Source organism: Mycobacteroides sp. PCS013, assembly GCF_049532645.1.
In the GTDB taxonomy this organism is placed as follows: Bacteria; Actinomycetota; Actinomycetes; order Mycobacteriales; family Mycobacteriaceae; genus Mycobacterium; species Mycobacterium gwanakae.
Window position 1 is genome coordinate 1009752 of the sequence record NZ_CP150131.1, and the last position, 16780, is coordinate 1026531.

At 66.9% G+C, this 16780-nt stretch carries 18 protein-coding genes and 1 other RNA gene; 9 read left to right on the forward strand and 10 right to left on the reverse strand.

Annotation, left to right across the window (positions count from 1 at the left end; genetic code table 11):
* Positions 1-19: 19 nt before the first annotated feature.
* Entirely contained in the window at positions 20-964 is a 945-nt protein-coding gene (locus RHO23_RS05005; protein WP_064408513.1) for a cobalamin biosynthesis protein, read from the forward strand.
* Here RHO23_RS05005 and RHO23_RS05010 read toward each other — a convergent pair.
* From RHO23_RS05010 to RHO23_RS05020, 3 genes are read right to left on the reverse strand one after another with little or no spacing between them, the layout of a single operon-like run.
* Positions 949-1764: an SURF1 family protein gene (locus RHO23_RS05010; RefSeq protein WP_064408514.1), complete on the reverse strand. Its 816-nt coding sequence runs from the start codon at positions 1762-1764 to the stop codon at positions 949-951. The genes RHO23_RS05005 and RHO23_RS05010 overlap by 16 nt on opposite strands.
* Positions 1764-2252: a low molecular weight protein-tyrosine-phosphatase gene (locus tag RHO23_RS05015; RefSeq protein WP_030095397.1), complete on the reverse strand. Its 489-nt coding sequence runs from the start codon at positions 2250-2252 to the stop codon at positions 1764-1766. The genes RHO23_RS05010 and RHO23_RS05015 overlap by 1 nt, the downstream gene beginning before the upstream one ends.
* Positions 2245-2895 carry an HAD-IA family hydrolase gene (locus RHO23_RS05020; RefSeq protein WP_081346246.1) on the reverse strand — a complete coding sequence of 217 codons (651 nt, stop codon included), beginning with the start codon at positions 2893-2895 and terminating at the stop codon, positions 2245-2247. Before RHO23_RS05020 ends, RHO23_RS05015 begins: the two co-directional genes overlap by 8 nt.
* 34 nt (positions 2896-2929) lie before the next feature.
* Between RHO23_RS05020 and cobC the strand changes: the two genes are divergently transcribed.
* The 6 genes from cobC (at position 2930) to RHO23_RS05050 (ending at position 9005) form a co-directional block, all read left to right on the forward strand.
* A complete protein-coding gene (cobC, locus tag RHO23_RS05025; protein WP_070916248.1) occupies positions 2930-3946 on the forward strand; it encodes an Rv2231c family pyridoxal phosphate-dependent protein CobC in 1017 nt (338 codons plus the stop codon).
* Entirely contained in the window at positions 3946-5070 is a 1125-nt protein-coding gene (locus tag RHO23_RS05030; RefSeq protein WP_423488755.1) for a Nif3-like dinuclear metal center hexameric protein, read from the forward strand. Before cobC ends, RHO23_RS05030 begins: the two co-directional genes overlap by 1 nt.
* On the forward strand, positions 5067-5789 hold the full coding sequence (locus RHO23_RS05035; protein WP_423488756.1) for a zinc ribbon domain-containing protein: 723 nt from the start codon (positions 5067-5069) through the stop codon (positions 5787-5789). Before RHO23_RS05030 ends, RHO23_RS05035 begins: the two co-directional genes overlap by 4 nt.
* Positions 5786-6898: a bifunctional RNase H/acid phosphatase gene (locus RHO23_RS05040; protein WP_070917128.1), complete on the forward strand. Its 1113-nt coding sequence runs from the start codon at positions 5786-5788 to the stop codon at positions 6896-6898. Before RHO23_RS05035 ends, RHO23_RS05040 begins: the two co-directional genes overlap by 4 nt.
* Before the next feature lie 9 nt (positions 6899-6907).
* Positions 6908-7711: a HugZ family protein gene (locus tag RHO23_RS05045; protein ID WP_070916246.1), complete on the forward strand. Its 804-nt coding sequence runs from the start codon at positions 6908-6910 to the stop codon at positions 7709-7711.
* 112 nt (positions 7712-7823) lie between these two features.
* Entirely contained in the window at positions 7824-9005 is a 1182-nt protein-coding gene (locus RHO23_RS05050) for a DUF222 domain-containing protein (protein ID WP_423489172.1), read from the forward strand.
* On the opposite strand, the gene RHO23_RS05055 is transcribed toward RHO23_RS05050, so the two are convergent.
* The 6 genes from RHO23_RS05055 to RHO23_RS05080 are packed head-to-tail and all read right to left on the reverse strand — an operon-like array spanning position 8978 to position 13300.
* The gene (locus RHO23_RS05055) at positions 8978-9283 is read right to left on the reverse strand and encodes a hypothetical protein (protein WP_423488757.1); all 306 of its coding nucleotides are present in this window, start codon (positions 9281-9283) and stop codon (positions 8978-8980) included. The genes RHO23_RS05050 and RHO23_RS05055 overlap by 28 nt on opposite strands.
* The gene (locus RHO23_RS05060) at positions 9280-10509 is read right to left on the reverse strand and encodes a DUF58 domain-containing protein (RefSeq protein WP_423488758.1); all 1230 of its coding nucleotides are present in this window, start codon (positions 10507-10509) and stop codon (positions 9280-9282) included. Before RHO23_RS05060 ends, RHO23_RS05055 begins: the two co-directional genes overlap by 4 nt.
* A complete protein-coding gene (locus tag RHO23_RS05065) occupies positions 10506-11468 on the reverse strand; it encodes an AAA family ATPase (RefSeq protein ID WP_046253352.1) in 963 nt (320 codons plus the stop codon). The genes RHO23_RS05060 and RHO23_RS05065 overlap by 4 nt, the downstream gene beginning before the upstream one ends.
* Positions 11465-11950 (reverse strand): hypothetical protein, encoded by a 486-nt coding sequence (locus tag RHO23_RS05070; protein ID WP_423488759.1) that lies wholly within the window; start codon positions 11948-11950, stop codon positions 11465-11467. The genes RHO23_RS05065 and RHO23_RS05070 overlap by 4 nt, the downstream gene beginning before the upstream one ends.
* Entirely contained in the window at positions 11947-12873 is a 927-nt protein-coding gene (locus tag RHO23_RS05075; protein ID WP_423488760.1) for a DUF4129 domain-containing protein, read from the reverse strand. The genes RHO23_RS05070 and RHO23_RS05075 overlap by 4 nt, the downstream gene beginning before the upstream one ends.
* Before the next feature lie 43 nt (positions 12874-12916).
* Positions 12917-13300 (reverse strand): VOC family protein, encoded by a 384-nt coding sequence (locus RHO23_RS05080; RefSeq protein ID WP_046253355.1) that lies wholly within the window; start codon positions 13298-13300, stop codon positions 12917-12919.
* A gap of 37 nt (positions 13301-13337) precedes the next feature.
* On the opposite strand from RHO23_RS05080, the gene rnpB reads away from it, so the two are divergent.
* An RNA gene (gene rnpB / locus RHO23_RS05085) (RNase P RNA component class A) lies at positions 13338-13742 on the forward strand.
* 27 nt (positions 13743-13769) lie between these two features.
* Positions 13770-15194 carry an RNB domain-containing ribonuclease gene (locus RHO23_RS05090; protein ID WP_423488761.1) on the forward strand — a complete coding sequence of 475 codons (1425 nt, stop codon included), beginning with the start codon at positions 13770-13772 and terminating at the stop codon, positions 15192-15194.
* Here the strand turns inward: RHO23_RS05090 and RHO23_RS05095 are convergent, their stop codons facing one another.
* Positions 15195-16667, reverse strand: a complete 1473-nt coding sequence (locus RHO23_RS05095; protein WP_423488762.1) for a CHAD domain-containing protein — start codon at positions 16665-16667, stop codon at positions 15195-15197.
* Positions 16668-16780: the final 113 nt, after the last annotated feature.

Sequence of the window (16780 nt, forward strand, 5' to 3'; positions counted from 1 at the left end):
AATTCTATAGGGTGTTTGCGTGTCGCGCCGAGGATTTCGCGCCGCGGGCATAGCCCTCGGTTACGCCCTGGACCTGCGCTTTGGCGACCCACAACGGTTTCATCCGGTCGCCGGTTTCGGGCAAGCCGCCGCGGCGCTGGAGTCGTACACCTACCGGGACACCAAGCTCGCCGGCGCGGCCCACACCATCGCGCTGCTGACCGCTGTCACCGTCACCGGGTGGGCCGCCGAACGCGCGGCACGCCGCTCCGCGACGGCCACCGTCGTCGTGACCGCCGCCGCGACCTGGGCCACGCTCGGCGGAACCTCACTGGTCGCAGTGGGTGCCCGGATGTCGGACCACCTGTATGACAACGACATCGACGACGCACGCGCGCTGCTGCCCTCCCTGTGCGGCCGGGACCCGAGCCTGCTCGACGTCAACGGCATCGCCCGCGCCACGGTGGAATCCCTGGCCGAGAACACCTCCGACGCCCACACCGGCCCACTGATATGGGCGGCGCTCGCCGGAGTGCCCGGTGTGCTGGCCTACCGCGCAGCCAACACCCTGGACGCGATGATCGGCCACAAATCGGCCCGATACCTGCGATTCGGCTGGGCGGCAGCACGGTTGGATGATGTGCTCAATTTGCTCCCGGCCAGGGTCACCGCGCTGGCCACGGCTATCGCGGCCCCCTTTCTCGGGGGCTCAGCCGTCGCGTCGCTGCGCGTCTGCCTGCGCGACGGGCATCACCACCCCAGTCCCAACGCCGGCGTGGCCGAAGCGGCATTCGCCGGTGCCCTCGGTGTGTATCTGGGTGGCCCGATTCGGTATCCGTACGGCGAAGAGGTCCGTCCCACCTTGGGCCGTGGCGCCGCGCCCAGGGTCGGGGATGTGTATGAGGCAGCTCGGCTTTCGCGCGCCGTGCAGCACGTGACGGCCGCTATCGCGGTGCTCGCCGCGCTGCGTCAGCGCCGTCCGTAACGGTCGGCCAACCGCTCCTCGGCAGTCTTCGGTACCCCGGGTTTCACCGCTTTCACAGCGGCGGCCGCGGCGCGACGCTGCCTGATTTCGGAGAACACGAAGTACCCCAACCCGATTGGTGCCAGTATCCCGAATGCGATCCACTGGATGCCGTACGACAGGAACGGTCCGGCGTCCAGCTGTGGCAGCGGGATGGCCCCCAAGCCGCCCGGCTGATCCTCGGAGAGCTGTAGATATGGCCCGGCAAGCGGAGTCTTCAGCAGTGTCGCCACCTGCCCGGGAACAATCGAATACACCTGGTATTCACCGTTTTCCAGGAACGGTGCCTTCTCCGACTGCTGTTCGGATTCCCGCAGCCGCGCGTTGATCGTCACCTGCCCGGTGGGCGCGGCGGGTACCGGCGGCGCGCTGGTGCCCTGCTCGGGGCGCACATAGCCGCGGTCCACCAGAATCGCGGGACCACCGTCGACCTGGAACACCGTCAGTGCTTCGTAGGCCGGCTTGGCGTCGATTACCCGCAGCCGGGCCAGCACCTGGCGATCCGGCAGATAGTGGCCCGTGGCCGTCACGCGGCGCCATTCGGAATCCTCGGGCATCGAATGGTCAGGCCGTAGCTCATCTTTCAGTGGCACCGGGTCGGCGCTCACCGAATTGGCGATGCGGTTGTTCTCCCGCGAAGTCTTGGTGTTCTTGCCCAGCTGCCAGGGAGCCAACACCGTGAAGCACAGGTATGCGAAGGCGACGACCACCAGCGCCAGGGCGATCCATCCCGGGCGCAGCAGAAACGCGAGCCGTCGCATCAGCTGCTCTCTCGCTCCGCGAGTGTCTTGTCGACCCACTCGTGCAGGCCGGGCATCGCGGCCTCGATGACCGTCAGCACATCCACGAAATCGTCGCGGCCGCCGTAATACGGGTCCTCGACATCCATGGCCGCCCGGCTGGCCCGCGGATCGAAGGACCGCAGCAGCCGCACGCGCTCGGGGTCGGCTCCCAGATGCAGCAGCATCCGGGAGTGGTTGCGTGCCAGGGCGATGATGAGATCGGCACTCAAATGATCGTCGTCTACCTGGGCCGCGCGGTGATCCGTCGGATAGCCGTATTCGGCCAGCACGCTGGTGGCGCGTTCGTCGGCGGGCTGACCGGCATGCCAGTCTCCGGTACCGGCACTGCTGACGCGGACCCGATCGCCCAGACCGCGTTCGGCCAGCTGGTGCGCCAGCATCTTTTCGGCGATGGGGGAGCGGCAGATGTTGCCGGTGCACACGAAGGTGACGTGCAGCTCAGACATGAAGCTCCTCGCGCAATTCCTGCGGGGTGCCGACGCGCCCGATGATCCATTCGGCAAGTTCACCGGGATCGCCGTCGAAATCCGTTGCTCCATAACCCCAGTCGACGATGACGGTGCCGATACCGTGGGCGGCGGCGCCCTCCACATCGTGCACCCGGTCACCGACCATCACCACGCCGGTCGCTGGAACCTCATCCAGCTGGGACAGCGCGTGCGCGATCACATCGGCCTTGCTGGACCGCACGCCGTCCGGGCTTGCGCCCGCGATCACCTGGAAAAACTCGGCAAGCCCGAAATGCTCGAGGATGCGCGCCGCGATGGGCTCGGACTTGGATGTAGCCACCACCATGGGCACCCCAGCCTCGTGCAGCCCGGTCAGCACGTCGCGGATGCCGTCGAACATCGCATTGACGGCCCATCCACGTTCGCCGTAGTCGGCGCGGTAGGCCGCAATCGCGTCGTCCGCACGGTCGCCGAGGCCCATCGAACCGAGGGTGATGTGCATGGGCGGTCCCACCACCCGCGATGCGATATCGCCGGTGGGTTCGGGGGCGCCGACATGGCTGAGCGCGTGACGGAAACTGGAGACGATCCCCGGTGCAGAGTCAGTCAAGGTGCCGTCGAGATCGAAGATCACCAGCATCGGAGGAGCCACCCCCCTACATTAGTGTCGAGACATGACTGGGCCGCGAAAGGGAGTGCGCTACCACGGCGACCAGGCGCTGACACCCGGCGTCCTGGACTTCGCTGTGAACGTGCGCGCTGCCGCGCCGCCGCAGTGGCTGCGCGACCGTCTCGCATCCCGGCTCGATGACCTGGGCGGTTACCCGCGCCGGGCCGATGAGGAGCGCGCCATCGCGGCGATCGCCGAACGACATGGCCGAACGGCCGACGAGGTGTTGCTGCTGGCCGGCGCCGCCGAGGGCTTCGCGATGCTGCCTCGGCTGAACCCGCGACGGGCCGCGGTGTTCGCGCCGGGCTTCACCGAACCGGAAGCAGTCCTTGCCGAGGCGGGTGTCCCCATCGACCACGTGGTGTTGCCGCCACCGTTCACTCTCGGGTCTCAATATGTCCCCGGGGAGGCCGACCTTGTGGTCATCGGGAACCCCACCAACCCGACCTCGGTGCTGCACCGCCGTGCGGACCTGCTCGCGCTGGGTGGTCCCGGGCGAATCCTGGTAGTCGACGAGGCCTTCATGGATGCGGTGCCCGGTGAGCCGGAGTCGCTGGCCGGGCAGCGAGTGCCCGGGCTTGTTGTGCTGCGCAGCCTCACCAAAACGTGGGCGCTGGCGGGATTGCGCGCGGGCTACGCCGTCGGTGATCCCGAGGTGCTGGGCAGGCTCGCGCATGGTCGTGCGCATTGGCCCTTGGGCACACTGCAACTCGAAGCCCTCTTCGCCTGCAATACCCCGGAAGCGATCGCACACGCCCTGCAGGACGCGCAGCGTCTTGTCGAGACGCGCCGTGAGCAGGCCGACGCGCTGCGCGGTCTGGGGTTGACGGTCACCGATGGATCCGCACCGTTCCTGCTGGTGGCTGTGCCCGATGCGGAATTGATGCGAAAAGGGCTGGCGGTCAATAACATCGCTGTCCGCCGCTGCGACACCTTCGTGGGGCTCGACGGAGACTATCTGCGGGTGGCGGTGCGATCTGAATGGCCGGAGCTGGTGCAAGCGATGAAGGAGATTCTGTAGTGGGTGTGCGGCTCGCGGACATCATCGACGTGCTCGATGCGGCGTATCCGCCTGGGCTCGCCGAATCGTGGGATTCGGTGGGTTTGGTCTGTGGTGATCCAGACCAGCAGATCGACGCGGTAACCGTGGCCGTCGATGCGACGGCATCGGTGCTCGACGAGATGGACAACACCGGTTCACATCTGCTGTTGGCGCACCATCCGCTGCTACTGCGCGGTGTGGACACGGTGGCAGCCAGCACCCCCAAGGGCGCGTTGATACATCGCCTCATCCGATCCGGCGGTGCCTTGTTCACCGCGCACACCAACGCCGACTCGGCGAGCCCCGGTGTGTCCGACGCGCTGGCCGAAGCCCTGGGGCTGACGGTGACCGCGGTGTTGGCACCGCAGTTCGCCGACTATGACAAATGGGTGGTGTTCGTGCCCACCGAGTCGGTCGACACGGTGCGCCGTGCCATGTTCGACGCGGGTGCCGGGCATATCGGCGCCTACTCCGACTGCTCCTGGCGCGTCACCGGCACCGGCCAGTTCCGGCCGCTGGACGGTTCGGACCCCACCATCGGTGCCCATGGCGTCGTGGAGCAGGTTGTCGAGGACAGAGTGGAAATGGTGGCCCCGTCGCGGCTGCGCTGTGCCCTCTACGCGGCGATCCATGCCGCACACCCCTACGAGGTGCCGGCCATCGACGTGTTGCCCATGGCGCCGGTCCCGGCGGGCACCGGTTTGGGGCGTGTGGGTGTACTTGATGAACCAGAACCCTTACGCGACTTCGTATCCCGAGTGGGTTCCGCCTTGCCGGAAACCGTGTGGGGAACCCGTGCCGCGGGCGATCCGGACGCGTTGATCAAGACCGTCGCCGTCTGTGGTGGCGCCGGTGACTCGTTACTGAGCGACGCCATCGGAGCCGGGGTCGACGCCTACGTCACCGCGGACCTGCGGCACCATCCAGCAGATGAGCACGCACGGGCAAGTAGCGTTGCACTCGTCGACGTGGCGCATTGGGCCAGTGAATTTCCGTGGTGCGCCCAGGCGGCGCGGGTGCTCGACACGGAGTTCGGCAAGAAGTTGACGACCAAGATCTCACCGATACGCACCGACCCGTGGACATTAGGAGTCAAGGCATGAAAGCCAATCCGGCACAACAACGTCTGCTGGTAGACCTGGCATCGGTAGATGCCGAGTTGACGCGCATCGCGCACCGGCGGGCGAATCCACCGGAACGGCAGGAACACGGGGAGTTGCAGGCGCAACAGTGGACAATCCTCGACGAGGTGGGTGCGCTCGGCATCGCCTTAGAGGATCTGGACGTACAGGTGGCCAAGCTGGACGCCGAGGTCACCGCCGTCCGTCAGCGGGAAGACCGCGACCGCTCCCTGTTGGCCTCGGGCAGTGTGAACCCGAAGGAACTCACCGATATTCAGCACGAACTCGACACCCTTGAGCGTCGTCAATCCAGCCTGGAGGATTCGGAGCTGGAACTGATGGAGCGCCGTGAGGAGCTACAGGCCCAACAGAACTCGGCGCAGGCCAATGCCGACAAGCTTGCGGAGAGGGTGGCGGAGATCGAACGGATCCAGCGTGCGGTTGCCATCGACACCGACGCCGAGGAGAACCAGATCAGACAGCGTCGTGATGGCCTGTCGTCCTCTATCGACGGACCGCTGCTGGAAACCTATGAACGACAGCGCCGTTCGGGAGGTGCGGGAGCGGGTCTGTTGCAGGGCAACAAGTGCGGCGCATGCCGTATCGAGTTGGACCGTGGTGAGCTGGCCCGAATCTCCGCCGCCGATATCGACGAGGTGCTGCGGTGCTCCGAATGCAGTGCGATCCTGGTGCGCCCGTGAGAGTTCTCGTCGAAGCTGACGGTGGTTCGCGCGGTAACCCCGGATTGGCCGGATACGGCGCAGTGGTGTTCGCCCCCGATCACGAGACGGTGTTGGGGGAGGCCTGCGAGGCGATCGGGCACGCCACCAACAACGTGGCCGAATATCGCGGTCTGATAGCGGGATTGGCGGAGGCAGCGCGCCTGGGTGCCACCGAAGTCAGCGTCTCCATGGATTCCAAACTCGTCGTCGAGCAGATGTCCGGCCGCTGGAAGGTCAAGCACCCCGACCTGATCACGCTGTACCAGCAGGCCGTCACCGCCGCGATGCAATTCGAATCCGTCAGCTATCGGTGGATACCCCGGGAACGCAACAAACATGCCGACCGGCTGGCCAATGAGGCGATGGACCGCGCGAGCGGCATCGAACCCAAGGCGCCGAAGACGCCGAAGGAACCCAAGGAGTCCAACGAACCCAAGGCCGCCGATACCGCGCCGGGCTGGACGGGTGCGCGCGGCAAGCCCACCCGAATGCTGCTGCTGCGCCACGGCCAGACCGAACTGTCAGTGCAGCGCCGCTACTCGGGGCGTGGAAATCCCGAGTTGACCGCACTGGGGCGTGAGCAGGCCGCGAATGCGGCGCGCTATCTCGCGAGCCGCGGCGGCATCGCCGCCGTCATCAGCTCCCCGTTGGGTCGCGCCAAGCAGACCGCTGCCGCGGCTGCCGACGCGTTGGGAGTCCCGTTGACCGTCGATGATGATCTGATCGAAACCGACTTCGGCAAGTGGGAGGGTCTGACGTTCTCGGAGGCCTCCGAGCGCGATCCGCAGCTGCACGCCCAGTGGCTCAGCGACACGTCGGTGACTCCGCCGGAAGGGGAGAGCTTCGACGCCGTGCATCACCGGGTGCGGCGCGCGCGCAATCGGATCATCGCCGAGTACGGCGGCGCAACGGTTTTGGTGGTCTCACATGTCACGCCGATCAAGACGCTGCTGCGTCTGGCGCTGGACGCCGGACCGAGCCTGCTGTATCGGCTGCACCTCGATCTGGCGTCGCTGAGCATCGCCGAGTTCTATTCAGATGGGCCGGCATCGGTGCGACTCGTCAACGAGACCTCATACCTGACTTAGGCTGTCGCCATGGCTTCTCGCGATCACGGTGATCCGGGCGATGCGCCCACCATTGCCCCGCCCCTGGAAGACGTCGCCAATCCGGCCCGGCCCTCGGCCGCCGAGGAGGCCAGAACGGTCGCGGCGTCTACGAACACCGCGACGCTGGCCAGTTTGTCAGCCGACGGTGACCCGTGGGCTTCATTGGTCACCTATGGGCTGCTGGGCGGAGCACCCGTGCTCTGCGTATCGAAGATGGCCGAACACGGACGCAACCTGATACGTGATGCCAGGGCCAGCCTGTCCATCGTGGCGCCCAACGCGCCCGTGGATCCGTTGGCCAACACCCGGATCACCCTCGCCGGGAAGGTGCGGCGACCCGGTGCCGAGGAGTTGTCCGCGGCGCGCGAGGCGCATATCGCGGCAGTGCCTGCCGCGCGGTACTACATCGACTACAGCGATTTCGCCGTCTGGATTCTGGATGTCGAGCGCGTGCGCTGGGTGGGCGGCTACGGCCGCATGGACTCGGCCACCGGCGCCGATTACGGCTCGGCCGCACCCGATCCCGTGTCGACGAAGGCTGCCGGTGCGGTCAGCCACCTCAACGACGACCACGGGCAGGCACTGCTCGCGATGGCACAACGATTGGGTGGATACCCCGATGCCACGGAGGCGCGTTGTGAGGGAGCGGACCGGTATGGGTTGGACATTCGGGTGAACACACCACGCGGCTGGTCCGTGACCCGAGTCGGCTACGTCAACCCCATCGACTCGCTTGACGAACTCCGGGGTGCGACCGTGCAACTGGCACGGCTCTCGGCCCCGGGTGCATAGCGCGCGGAGGTTTCGATGTCCACGAATCGGCAAGATTGTGGATAACTCGCGGTGCGGTCGAATGACTGTGGACAACAACAGAAGCCGACGTGTATCGAACTGATGTTCGACTATCGTTGTTGATGTGTCTCAGAGTGATCCGGCCGGGCGCGCGGCGTGGCTCGTCGAACGAATCGCCGAGCTAGAGCGGGTGAAAGCCGCCGCTGCCGCGGAACAGGCCCACGCGGCAGTGCTGCTCGACCGGGCTCGGCGCGAGGACGAGGCCGCTACCGGGGTGCCACGGCGACGCCAAGGAGCGGGCGTCGCCGCCGAGATCGCCTTGGCACGCCGAGATTCACCGGCGCGCGGCGGTCGTCATCTCGGCTTCGCGAAGGCACTGGTGAACGAAATGCCCCACACGCTTGCCGCGTTGGAGTGCGGAGCGCTGAATGAATGGCGCGCGACCATTCTGGTGCGCGAAACCGCGTACCTTGCCGTCGAAGATCGGCAGAAGATCGACGTCGAGATGTGCGCGGACTCGTCCCGGCTGCGGGGGATGGGCGATGCCCGTCTGACGGCGGAGACGAAACGTCTGGCCTACCGACTCGATGCGGAGGCCGTGGTGCGTCGCGCGCGCCGGGCCGAGAACGAACGCCGGGTATCCATCCGTCCGGCTCCCGACACCATGACGTACCTGACGGCGCTGCTCCCGGTGAAACAGGGTGTGGCGGTCTACGCGGCTCTCAGACGTGCCGCTGACGCATCGATGGATCCCGTTCGCGGCCAGGGGCAGATCATGGCGGACACCCTGGTTGAGCGGGTGACCGGCGTGCCGTCGGCCGAGGCGGTTCCCGTGGGCGTGAACATCACGATCTCCGATGAGGCGCTACTGGGCGGCGGTGCCTGGCCCGCGACGATCGCGGGCCATGGGCCCGTCCCGGCCGCTGTAGCGCGCCGGCTCATATCGGATGCCGTCAGCGTCGGCGCGAAGGTTCTCGCGCGACGGCTGTACCGGCACTGCGGCACAGGCGCGCTGGTTGGTGCCGAGTCGCGAAGCCGGCTGTTCCCCAAGGCGCTGGCGGAGCTGATTGACATGCGCGATCAGACCTGCCGGACGCCGTACTGCGATGCCCCGATTCGTCACCACGACCATGTTGTGGGCAGCGCTCGGGGTGGGGCTACCTCATTCGAGAACGGTCAAGGCCTCTGCGAGCGTTGCAATTACGTGAAGGAGTCCCCGGGATGGAGACATACCGTCGCGATCACGACTCCGACGGGATCGGTCTATCACTCGACCGCCCCGCCGCTGCCGTGAGTAAACGGCCACAAGGCGAGAACAAAGATGCCGACTACGGCGACCGGCGCAATGAACGGCAGCCAGGAGGAATGCCCCGCCGGTATGGCTGCCGCGAGCAATGCCACGCAGCCCAAGAGCAGTGCGGGAAGGATCTGAGACGGCCATCGCCCGGTATACGCGACCGACAGGCATGTCACGGCGGCCAGACCGCAGAGCATCGCGACTACCGGAGAGATATCAGTGCGCGCCAGGACGCCGATGACCAGCAGCACGGCCACGACCACACCCGCTTTCACCGGCGTCGTCCCACTCGCGGGCGCCGCGGCAGCAAGTGCATGGCGTGGTCCAGTCCGGAGTCGTGGCTCCACCCGACGACGTCGACTCCCGTGACGGCGATATTGCGGTACATCCGTGAGCGTTCCAGCCGCCACCAGCGGGCGACGATCGGATCAGGTTCTTCACGAAAGGGGGAATGGTCGAGCACGTCGACGACCAGGACCGGGTGCCCGCGCCGTCGAAGGTCGGTCAGTGCCAGCCCGAAATCGGCGTTCAGCAGGGTGGAAAATGCCACCACGATCGCGTTGGGTGGCATGGCGGCGCGCGGGGCAAGTGCGCTGGTGCTGTGCGAATGCCACTCTCCGGCATCGAGAATGGCGTCAAGCAGGCGATAGAACTGATGGCGACCGATATCGGGGGTAAGCCATCGCGGGGCACTGCCCAGCAAGACCACGCCCGCCCGGTCGCCACGCTGCAACACCGACTGCACCAGCTGGGCGGCGCCGCGGGCGGACCGCTCCATCGCTACCGTCGCCGGGCCCGACGGTTGAGGGTAGGTGTCGATCAGAACGACAACGTCGGCGGCGCGATCGGTGAGCCGGTCGGTGACATGCAACCGTCCCCGGCGCGCACTGACCCGCCAATTGACTGTGCGCAGTGAGTCACCCGGGACGTACTCGCGGATATCGGCGTACTCGACGCCGGGACCGTGATGCCGCGTGAGATGGGTGCCTATGCGGTCCGGAAGATCGGTGGGCGGCAGTGTGACGTCCTGCGGATCGGCCAACGGGTACACCCGCAGCTCGGCCACGGGCAGGGTCACCGGAGTCCCGACCCACAACCCGGATGCCGAGAGCGTGTGAACCTCAACGGAAAGGGTGTACCGGCCCCAGCGTTGCGCCGACACATGCATCGTTACCTGGTTGGGCGTGGTCGCCTTATCCACCTCGATCTGCAGACCGTCGACCGGCACCGCGCGCAGCCGGCGCACCACCGCCGGTTCGGCCGCCGCCACCGAGGCGGTGATCGTCACCGTCTCAGACTCCAAGCACCGTAACGTTTCTGACTCGCCGCAGACCCACGCCCGCGCGGGTGCAGGCCGTTTTGCCGCCCCGACCAGCACACCGATGAACGGCGCCGCGAAAACGAGCAGCTGCCACCTGCCCGTCACCATCGCCAGCGTCAACGCGATGCCGGCGCATGCGGCCAGCGCCGACACCAACGGGGACGCGCGCCAACTGATCATCCGGAGGCTCGCGGTACCGGTAGCCGGTGCAGCAGCTCGTCGACCACGTGCGCACCGGTGATGCGGCGCACCCACATCTCGGGGCGCAGACTGATCCGGTGCGCCACCGCGGGCACCGCAAGCGCCTTGACATCCTCGGGGATCACAAAGTCGCGACCCAACAGCATGGCCCGGGCCCGCGACATCTGCACCAGATCCAGCTCGGCGCGCGGGCTGGCACCCACCTCGACATGCGAATGCGTGCGCGTCGCGGCGGCCAGCGCGACAATGTAGCGAAGCACATCCGGATGCACCGAAACGTGTTCCACGGCTTCCCGCATCATGACGAGGTCTTCGGCGGCGATCACCTGTGAGACCGTCGGCTGCGCCGATCCCCGGCTCAGCCGACGCTGCAGCATCTCGATCTCCAGGTCCTCGCTGAGGTATCCCAATTGCAGCCGGATCGCGAATCGGTCCAGCTGCGCCTCCGGCAGCGGATAGGTTCCCTCATACTCGATGGGATTATCCGTTGCCAGGACCACGAAAGGTGCTGGCAGTCGGCGAGTTTCGCCGTCGATGCTGACCTGACCCTCCGCCATCGCCTCCAGCAGTGCCGATTGCGTCTTCGGTGGGGTCCGGTTGATCTCATCTGCCAGCAGGAGATTCGTGAAGATCGGCCCGGTCCGAAACTCGAACCGCCCGGACGACATGTCATAGATCGTGGAGCCCAGCAGATCCGCAGGCAGCAGATCGGGAGTGAATTGCACCCGGGCGAACTCGAGCCCCAGCGCGGCCGCGAACGACCGGGCGATCAGGGTCTTGCCCAGGCCCGGCAGATCCTCGATGAGGACGTGCCCACGCGCGAGGATCGTCAGCAGAATCAGTTGCAACGCATCGCGTTTCCCGACCACCACCCGCTCGATCTCGGTCAGCACCGCGTCCGCGTGCTGGGTCGCGACGGAAACCGGAAGTGTCGTCACATCTGCTCCAAGCGTTCGAGTATCGATTGCAGTACCGCCCGGCCCGGGGCTGGCTCGGCGCGGTCCGCATGCGACGCGCCGTCCGGATCGACCCAACGCCACAACTCCGGGCCAAACGTCACGCGGCCGGTCTCGGCAAGTGCGGCGCGATCTTTCGACTGTCGATGACCCGCAGCCGTCTCGAAGTCGGCCGCGATCAGCGGGCGCAGGTGCCTATCCCAGTCGCCGCGGGTCCGCTCCGCCCAGCTGATCCTCGCCTCGGCCCGTGCGAGCCATCGATACAAGGTCTCATCGGCCGCAAGGCCGGCCGGCGGCAACGGCTTGGGCCCGGGCGTGCTCCGCAGCTGCCTCCACAACAGATAGAGAGCGACGGCGACTACCGCGCCGGTGATCGTAAGAGTGTGCGCGCGCAGCGGGCTGGCAGCCACACAGGCCTCGGCCACGATCACCGTCAGCAGTACGGCCGCCACGAGCCACTTCATGGCCTACTCCGCAGGTCATCCAGCACGGTCTGGAGCCATCGCACCGCGGACTCACGATCGGTCTGGGTCATCCGGTGCGGGCTGAATCGGGCTTCCGAGAAGAGCGAGACAAGCTGAGTACCCGCCTGCGATTGCAGAGCGCCGAGGTGGACCGCTCGCTGCAACACTTCCGACGGGGTATCGGAGGCAAGCGGCGCTGCCTCGGGTGCCGCGGTGAGCCCCTGCTCCATGGCCGCGTAGCAGGCGATGATCGATGCGCGCGGATCACGCCCCGGTTCGGCCACCTCGGCGAGACCGAGTTCAACGAGGTGAGCCAGTGATCCTGGTGCGGCATCGGCGGCCCCGGCTTCCCCGGACGGATCGCCGTCGGCATCTACGGTGTCCGGGTCGTTGCGCCGCAACACGAAAACCATTACGGCAATACCGATCAACACCACCCCCAGGACCACCATGGGCAGTCCGGGTTCGTCCCGTTCCGGCACGTCGCCGGGTGCCTTGCGCGGCGGGGCGTCAGCGGGCCGGCTCGGCGCGGAAGTGCCCGGAACAGATTCCCGCACCGGTGGATTACCGGTCGGCCTGCTCAGATAGAGCGACATCCATGCCGCACCCACCAGGACAAGTGCGCTGGCGGTCGCGATGAGAGCCTCGCGTCGGGTCAAACCCCGGAACCGTAGATACGACGGGCTCTCCGTCGGCACCGGCATGCGGGGGCGGCGCCTGCGCAGACTCAACAGGATGAGGATGGCGGCGACGCCACATAGCAAGAGCTGCAACGCTATTGAATGTGGCTCATCGCGAGGTTCTTCGGGCCGGGGGAGCACCTTCGTGTCCGGCGGCAGGTAGCTGCGCAGTGCGACAACCGATAACGCGACCAGGACGATGACCCCGCTCGCTCGCAAGAACAGTCTGTTGTCACTGTTCATGCCTCATCGTCACATGTAGAGGGCCGTTCGCGTCAGCAGACGGTCACGAATAGGTGCCCTCGGGAATGAGGTTCGTGATGCAGAAGGGGTGACCGGCCGGGTCGATCAGCACCCGCCATCCGCCCGGATTCGGCTGGGTTTCGGCCTTGGTCGCGCCGAGCCCCAGAATGCGCGCCTCTTCGGCATCCAGATCTGCGGCCGCCAGTTCGAGATGCAGTTGTTTCGGGACCGCGCCCGCCGGCCAGTCCGGCACGCGATGGTCTGCCACGCGCTGAAAGGTCAGCAGCACCGCGGCACCCTTCACCGCGACGAACTCCTCGCTTTCGAACAGTATCTCCAGGTCAAGGACCTGCTGATAGAAGCGGGCCAGCGCCGCCGGGTCCGTGCAGTCGATCGATATCGCGCCCAGTCGAGCCGTTGTCGTCATGGTGATGAGCTTGTCACGAGTACGATGACCGCGCGGACGAGTTGGCCGGGCGGCCGCGAGCCGCGGGAGAAATCCCGCGGCACGAGGAAAGTCCGGACTTCACAGAGCAGGGTGATTGCTAACGGCAATCCGAGGTGACTCGCGGGACAGTGCCACAGAAAACAGACCGCCACCCGCAAGGGTGGTAAGGGTGAAACGGTGCGGTAAGAGCGCACCAGCGGGCCGGGTGACCGGTTCGGCTCGGTAAACCCCACCCGAAGCAAGGCCAAAAGGTTGTGCTTGCACAGCTGCGGAAGTGTTTGAGGGCTGCTCGCCCGAGCTTCCGGGTAGGCCGCTTGAGGTACCCGGCGACGGTGTGCCCAGATGGATGGTCGCCGCTGCGCGGCCGCGGCTAGCCCGCGGCTGTGCGGAACAGGATCCGGCTTACAGGCCAACTCGCCCGCCTCTCAGCCTGGATTAGTCTGGGTTGGTGACGTTGAAGCGGCTGGTTGCCCGCGACCTCGGCTTCGACGGCATACGTGCCGAGTTCACGCTCCCCAGCGAATTCGGCCCCGACGCCCAGCGCGACGCCGCCCAGGCCGTCGACCGACACCACGCCGAGCGCATCGACCGCACCGATCTGGAGCTGGTCACCATCGACCCACCCGGAGCGCGCGATCTGGATCAGGCCCTGCACCTGGAACGCACCGCCGACGGATATCTCCTGCATTACGCCATCGCCGACGTGGCCGCGCAGATCGAGCCCGGCAGCGCGCTGGACATCGAGGCGCGACAACGCGGCGAGACTATCTACCTGCCCGATGGCTCGGTGCCGCTGCACCCCTTGGTGTTCTCCGAAGGCTCGGCGAGCCTGCTACCCAACGAAATTCGGCCCGCCGTGTTGTGGCGCATAGAAACCGATGCCGCTGCCAACCCGGTCAGCTGGAGCGTCCAGCGCGCCCTGGTGAAATCCGTGCGACAGCTGACCTACCGGGAGGCCCAGGACGCGGCCGAGGCCGGCAATCCGCACCCCTCGATTGCCCTGCTGCCTGAGTTCGGCCGTAAGAGAAGAGACCTCGGTCTCGCGCGGGGTGCCATCGAACTGAACCTCCCCGCACAGGAAGTGGTGCGCGGACCCAGCGGCGACTGGGAGCTGGCCATCGAGGCGCGCACCGACACCGATGGCTGGAACGCGCAGATATCGCTGCTCACCGGCATCTGCGCGGCGCAGATCATGCTCGACGGCGGCATCGGCATGCTGCGTACGCTGCCGCCCGCGGACGGCGACGTGCGGCGATGGATGCGTCGCACCGCCGAGGCGCTGGGGCTGCCCTGGACAAACGACACCCCGATCGGGGCTCAGCTGGCCGCACTCGATCCCTGCGCCACAACAACATTGGCGATGATGACGCAGGCCACGACGCTCCTGCGGGGTGCTTCCTATCTGGTGTTCGACGGAAACCGGCCGGACGATCAGGTCGCGGGGCATGCGGGCATCGCCGCTCCCTACGCGCACGTGACCGCGCCGTTGCGACGGCTGGGGGACCGCTTTGTCACCGAAATCTGCCTGGCGCTGTCGGCCGGCACACCGGTGCCGCAGTGGGCGCGCGACGGTCTACCGGATGTCAGATCCTCGCTGCTGACCTCGAATACGTTGGCCAACAAGGTGGAACAGGCGTGTGTGGATCTCACCGAGGCCACCGTGCTTGCCCCGCAGAAGGGGCAGACCTTCGATTCGGCGGTGCTACGCGGCGCCGAAAAGAAGCGATTCGCCGAGGTCTTCGTGGCAGATCCGCCCATCCTTGCCCGCTGCGAGGGCGATCCGCCCGAGGGGCAGCGCGCGAAACTCACCCTGCGTGAAGCAGATCCGGGCACCCGGACCGTGCTGTTCGGCTTCCCGGCAGAGGGCAGCTGATCACTTTTTGTGGCGCACGGCCTTGCGGAGTGCCTTGAGCGTCGCCTCCACCTGGTGGCGTGCGGTCTCGGCGGCATCATGCTCGCGCTGGTACAGAACCCCGTAGGTGAAGGTGTCCTCGCCGGCGGCGTGCGCCTCGTTGGCCTGCGTGGCGAGATAAGCGCGGCTCACCGTGCTGTCCTGATGCTCACCCAGTAGTTCCTGAATATCCTTGGCCGCCTGGGAGACTCGCTTGGCGCCCTCTGCGCTGGCCACATAGCGCAACCGCTTGGCCGACTTGCGGATGCGATGCAGGGCCTCGTCGCGGTATTCGCCCTCGGCACGCGCGGCCGCCCGCGCCGCCCGCGCCGCCCGGCGCACCTTGCGGTACGCGGCATCGAGCGTTCCACCCTCGTCCGAGTGGTGAGTGTCCGATGCCGGTCCGGCGGAGGTGACCAACGCATCCAGGGAATCGAGCAGCCGGAAGTAGCGATGACTGCGCATCGCCGCCAACGACCGGCGTAACCCGTTGTCGTAGTTCTGCCTGGCGGCGTCCACCAGTCGTTCGTGCACCGGGCCACGGATGAGTGTTTCGGGAAGCTCGGAGAGTGCTGCGTCATACCGCTGCGCGAGTACCTCCGCGTCGCGTGCCACCCCGAGAATGTTGGCCAGCAGGCGGAGCTCATCGAGCGCCTCGGGATTGGCGTCCAGACCGAAGCGCTCGGGGTTGGACTGCAGGAGGCTGCGGATGCGCCGGATGGTGACCCGCATCTGGTGCACCGAATCGTCGGTGTCCACCCGTACCGCACGGTCCCAGCCGAGCAGTTGATCTAGCTGTTCGAGCAGTGCGCGCTGGATCGAGTCCGTGCCCTTCCGCTCCCGTTTGGGCACGTCAAGAACGCGAGCCAACTTTGATCCGTGGCCGGCAGGGGCCGCCCCGGCATCCAGCAGACGTGCGGTGACCCTGTCGAACAGCGTGGAGTCGCCGAACTCCGAGAGCTCCAGCTCCCATTCACGCCAGCTCTGTTCAGAGTCTTCCTCGGCACCGGTGAGCCGCGCGGCGGTCACCTGGTCATCGCAGAATTCGGCGAGCTGCTCGCCGTGCGCACCGATCAGCCGGGACACGGTGCGCACGGTGCTGATGCGGGCGACGGGTGCGAGCGCGTCTTCGCGCACGACCGCGAGCACGGTGTCACGCAGCTCCTCCGGGACCGCGTCATCGCCGTCATTCAGGGGGAGCCGCAGCTCTGTTCGGGTGTCCGGGCCGGCCGGCAACTTCAGGTGCCATCCGGCGTCGGTGCCGCCGGTGCGGCGTCGCAAGGTGATCTTGTGCTGAGCCAGCCGCTGATCGGGGGTGTCAAAGTACACGGCATCCAAATTTTGCTGGGGCTGCAGCTCGACCTGCGCGACGGCGGAAATTCCGTCGAATGAGGGATTGATGGTCGCGTCCGTGACGTCGAACTTCCGCTCGACCTCGACGTGTTGAGATGGCATGAGAGGTGTGCCCTGACGGTCGAAGGGACGGGGTGCTCAGCGTGTGCGGGCGAGGCGAGTATGCGACACGGTGCCACATTCAGGTAAACAATGGTCACGAGTCGCCACGGGGT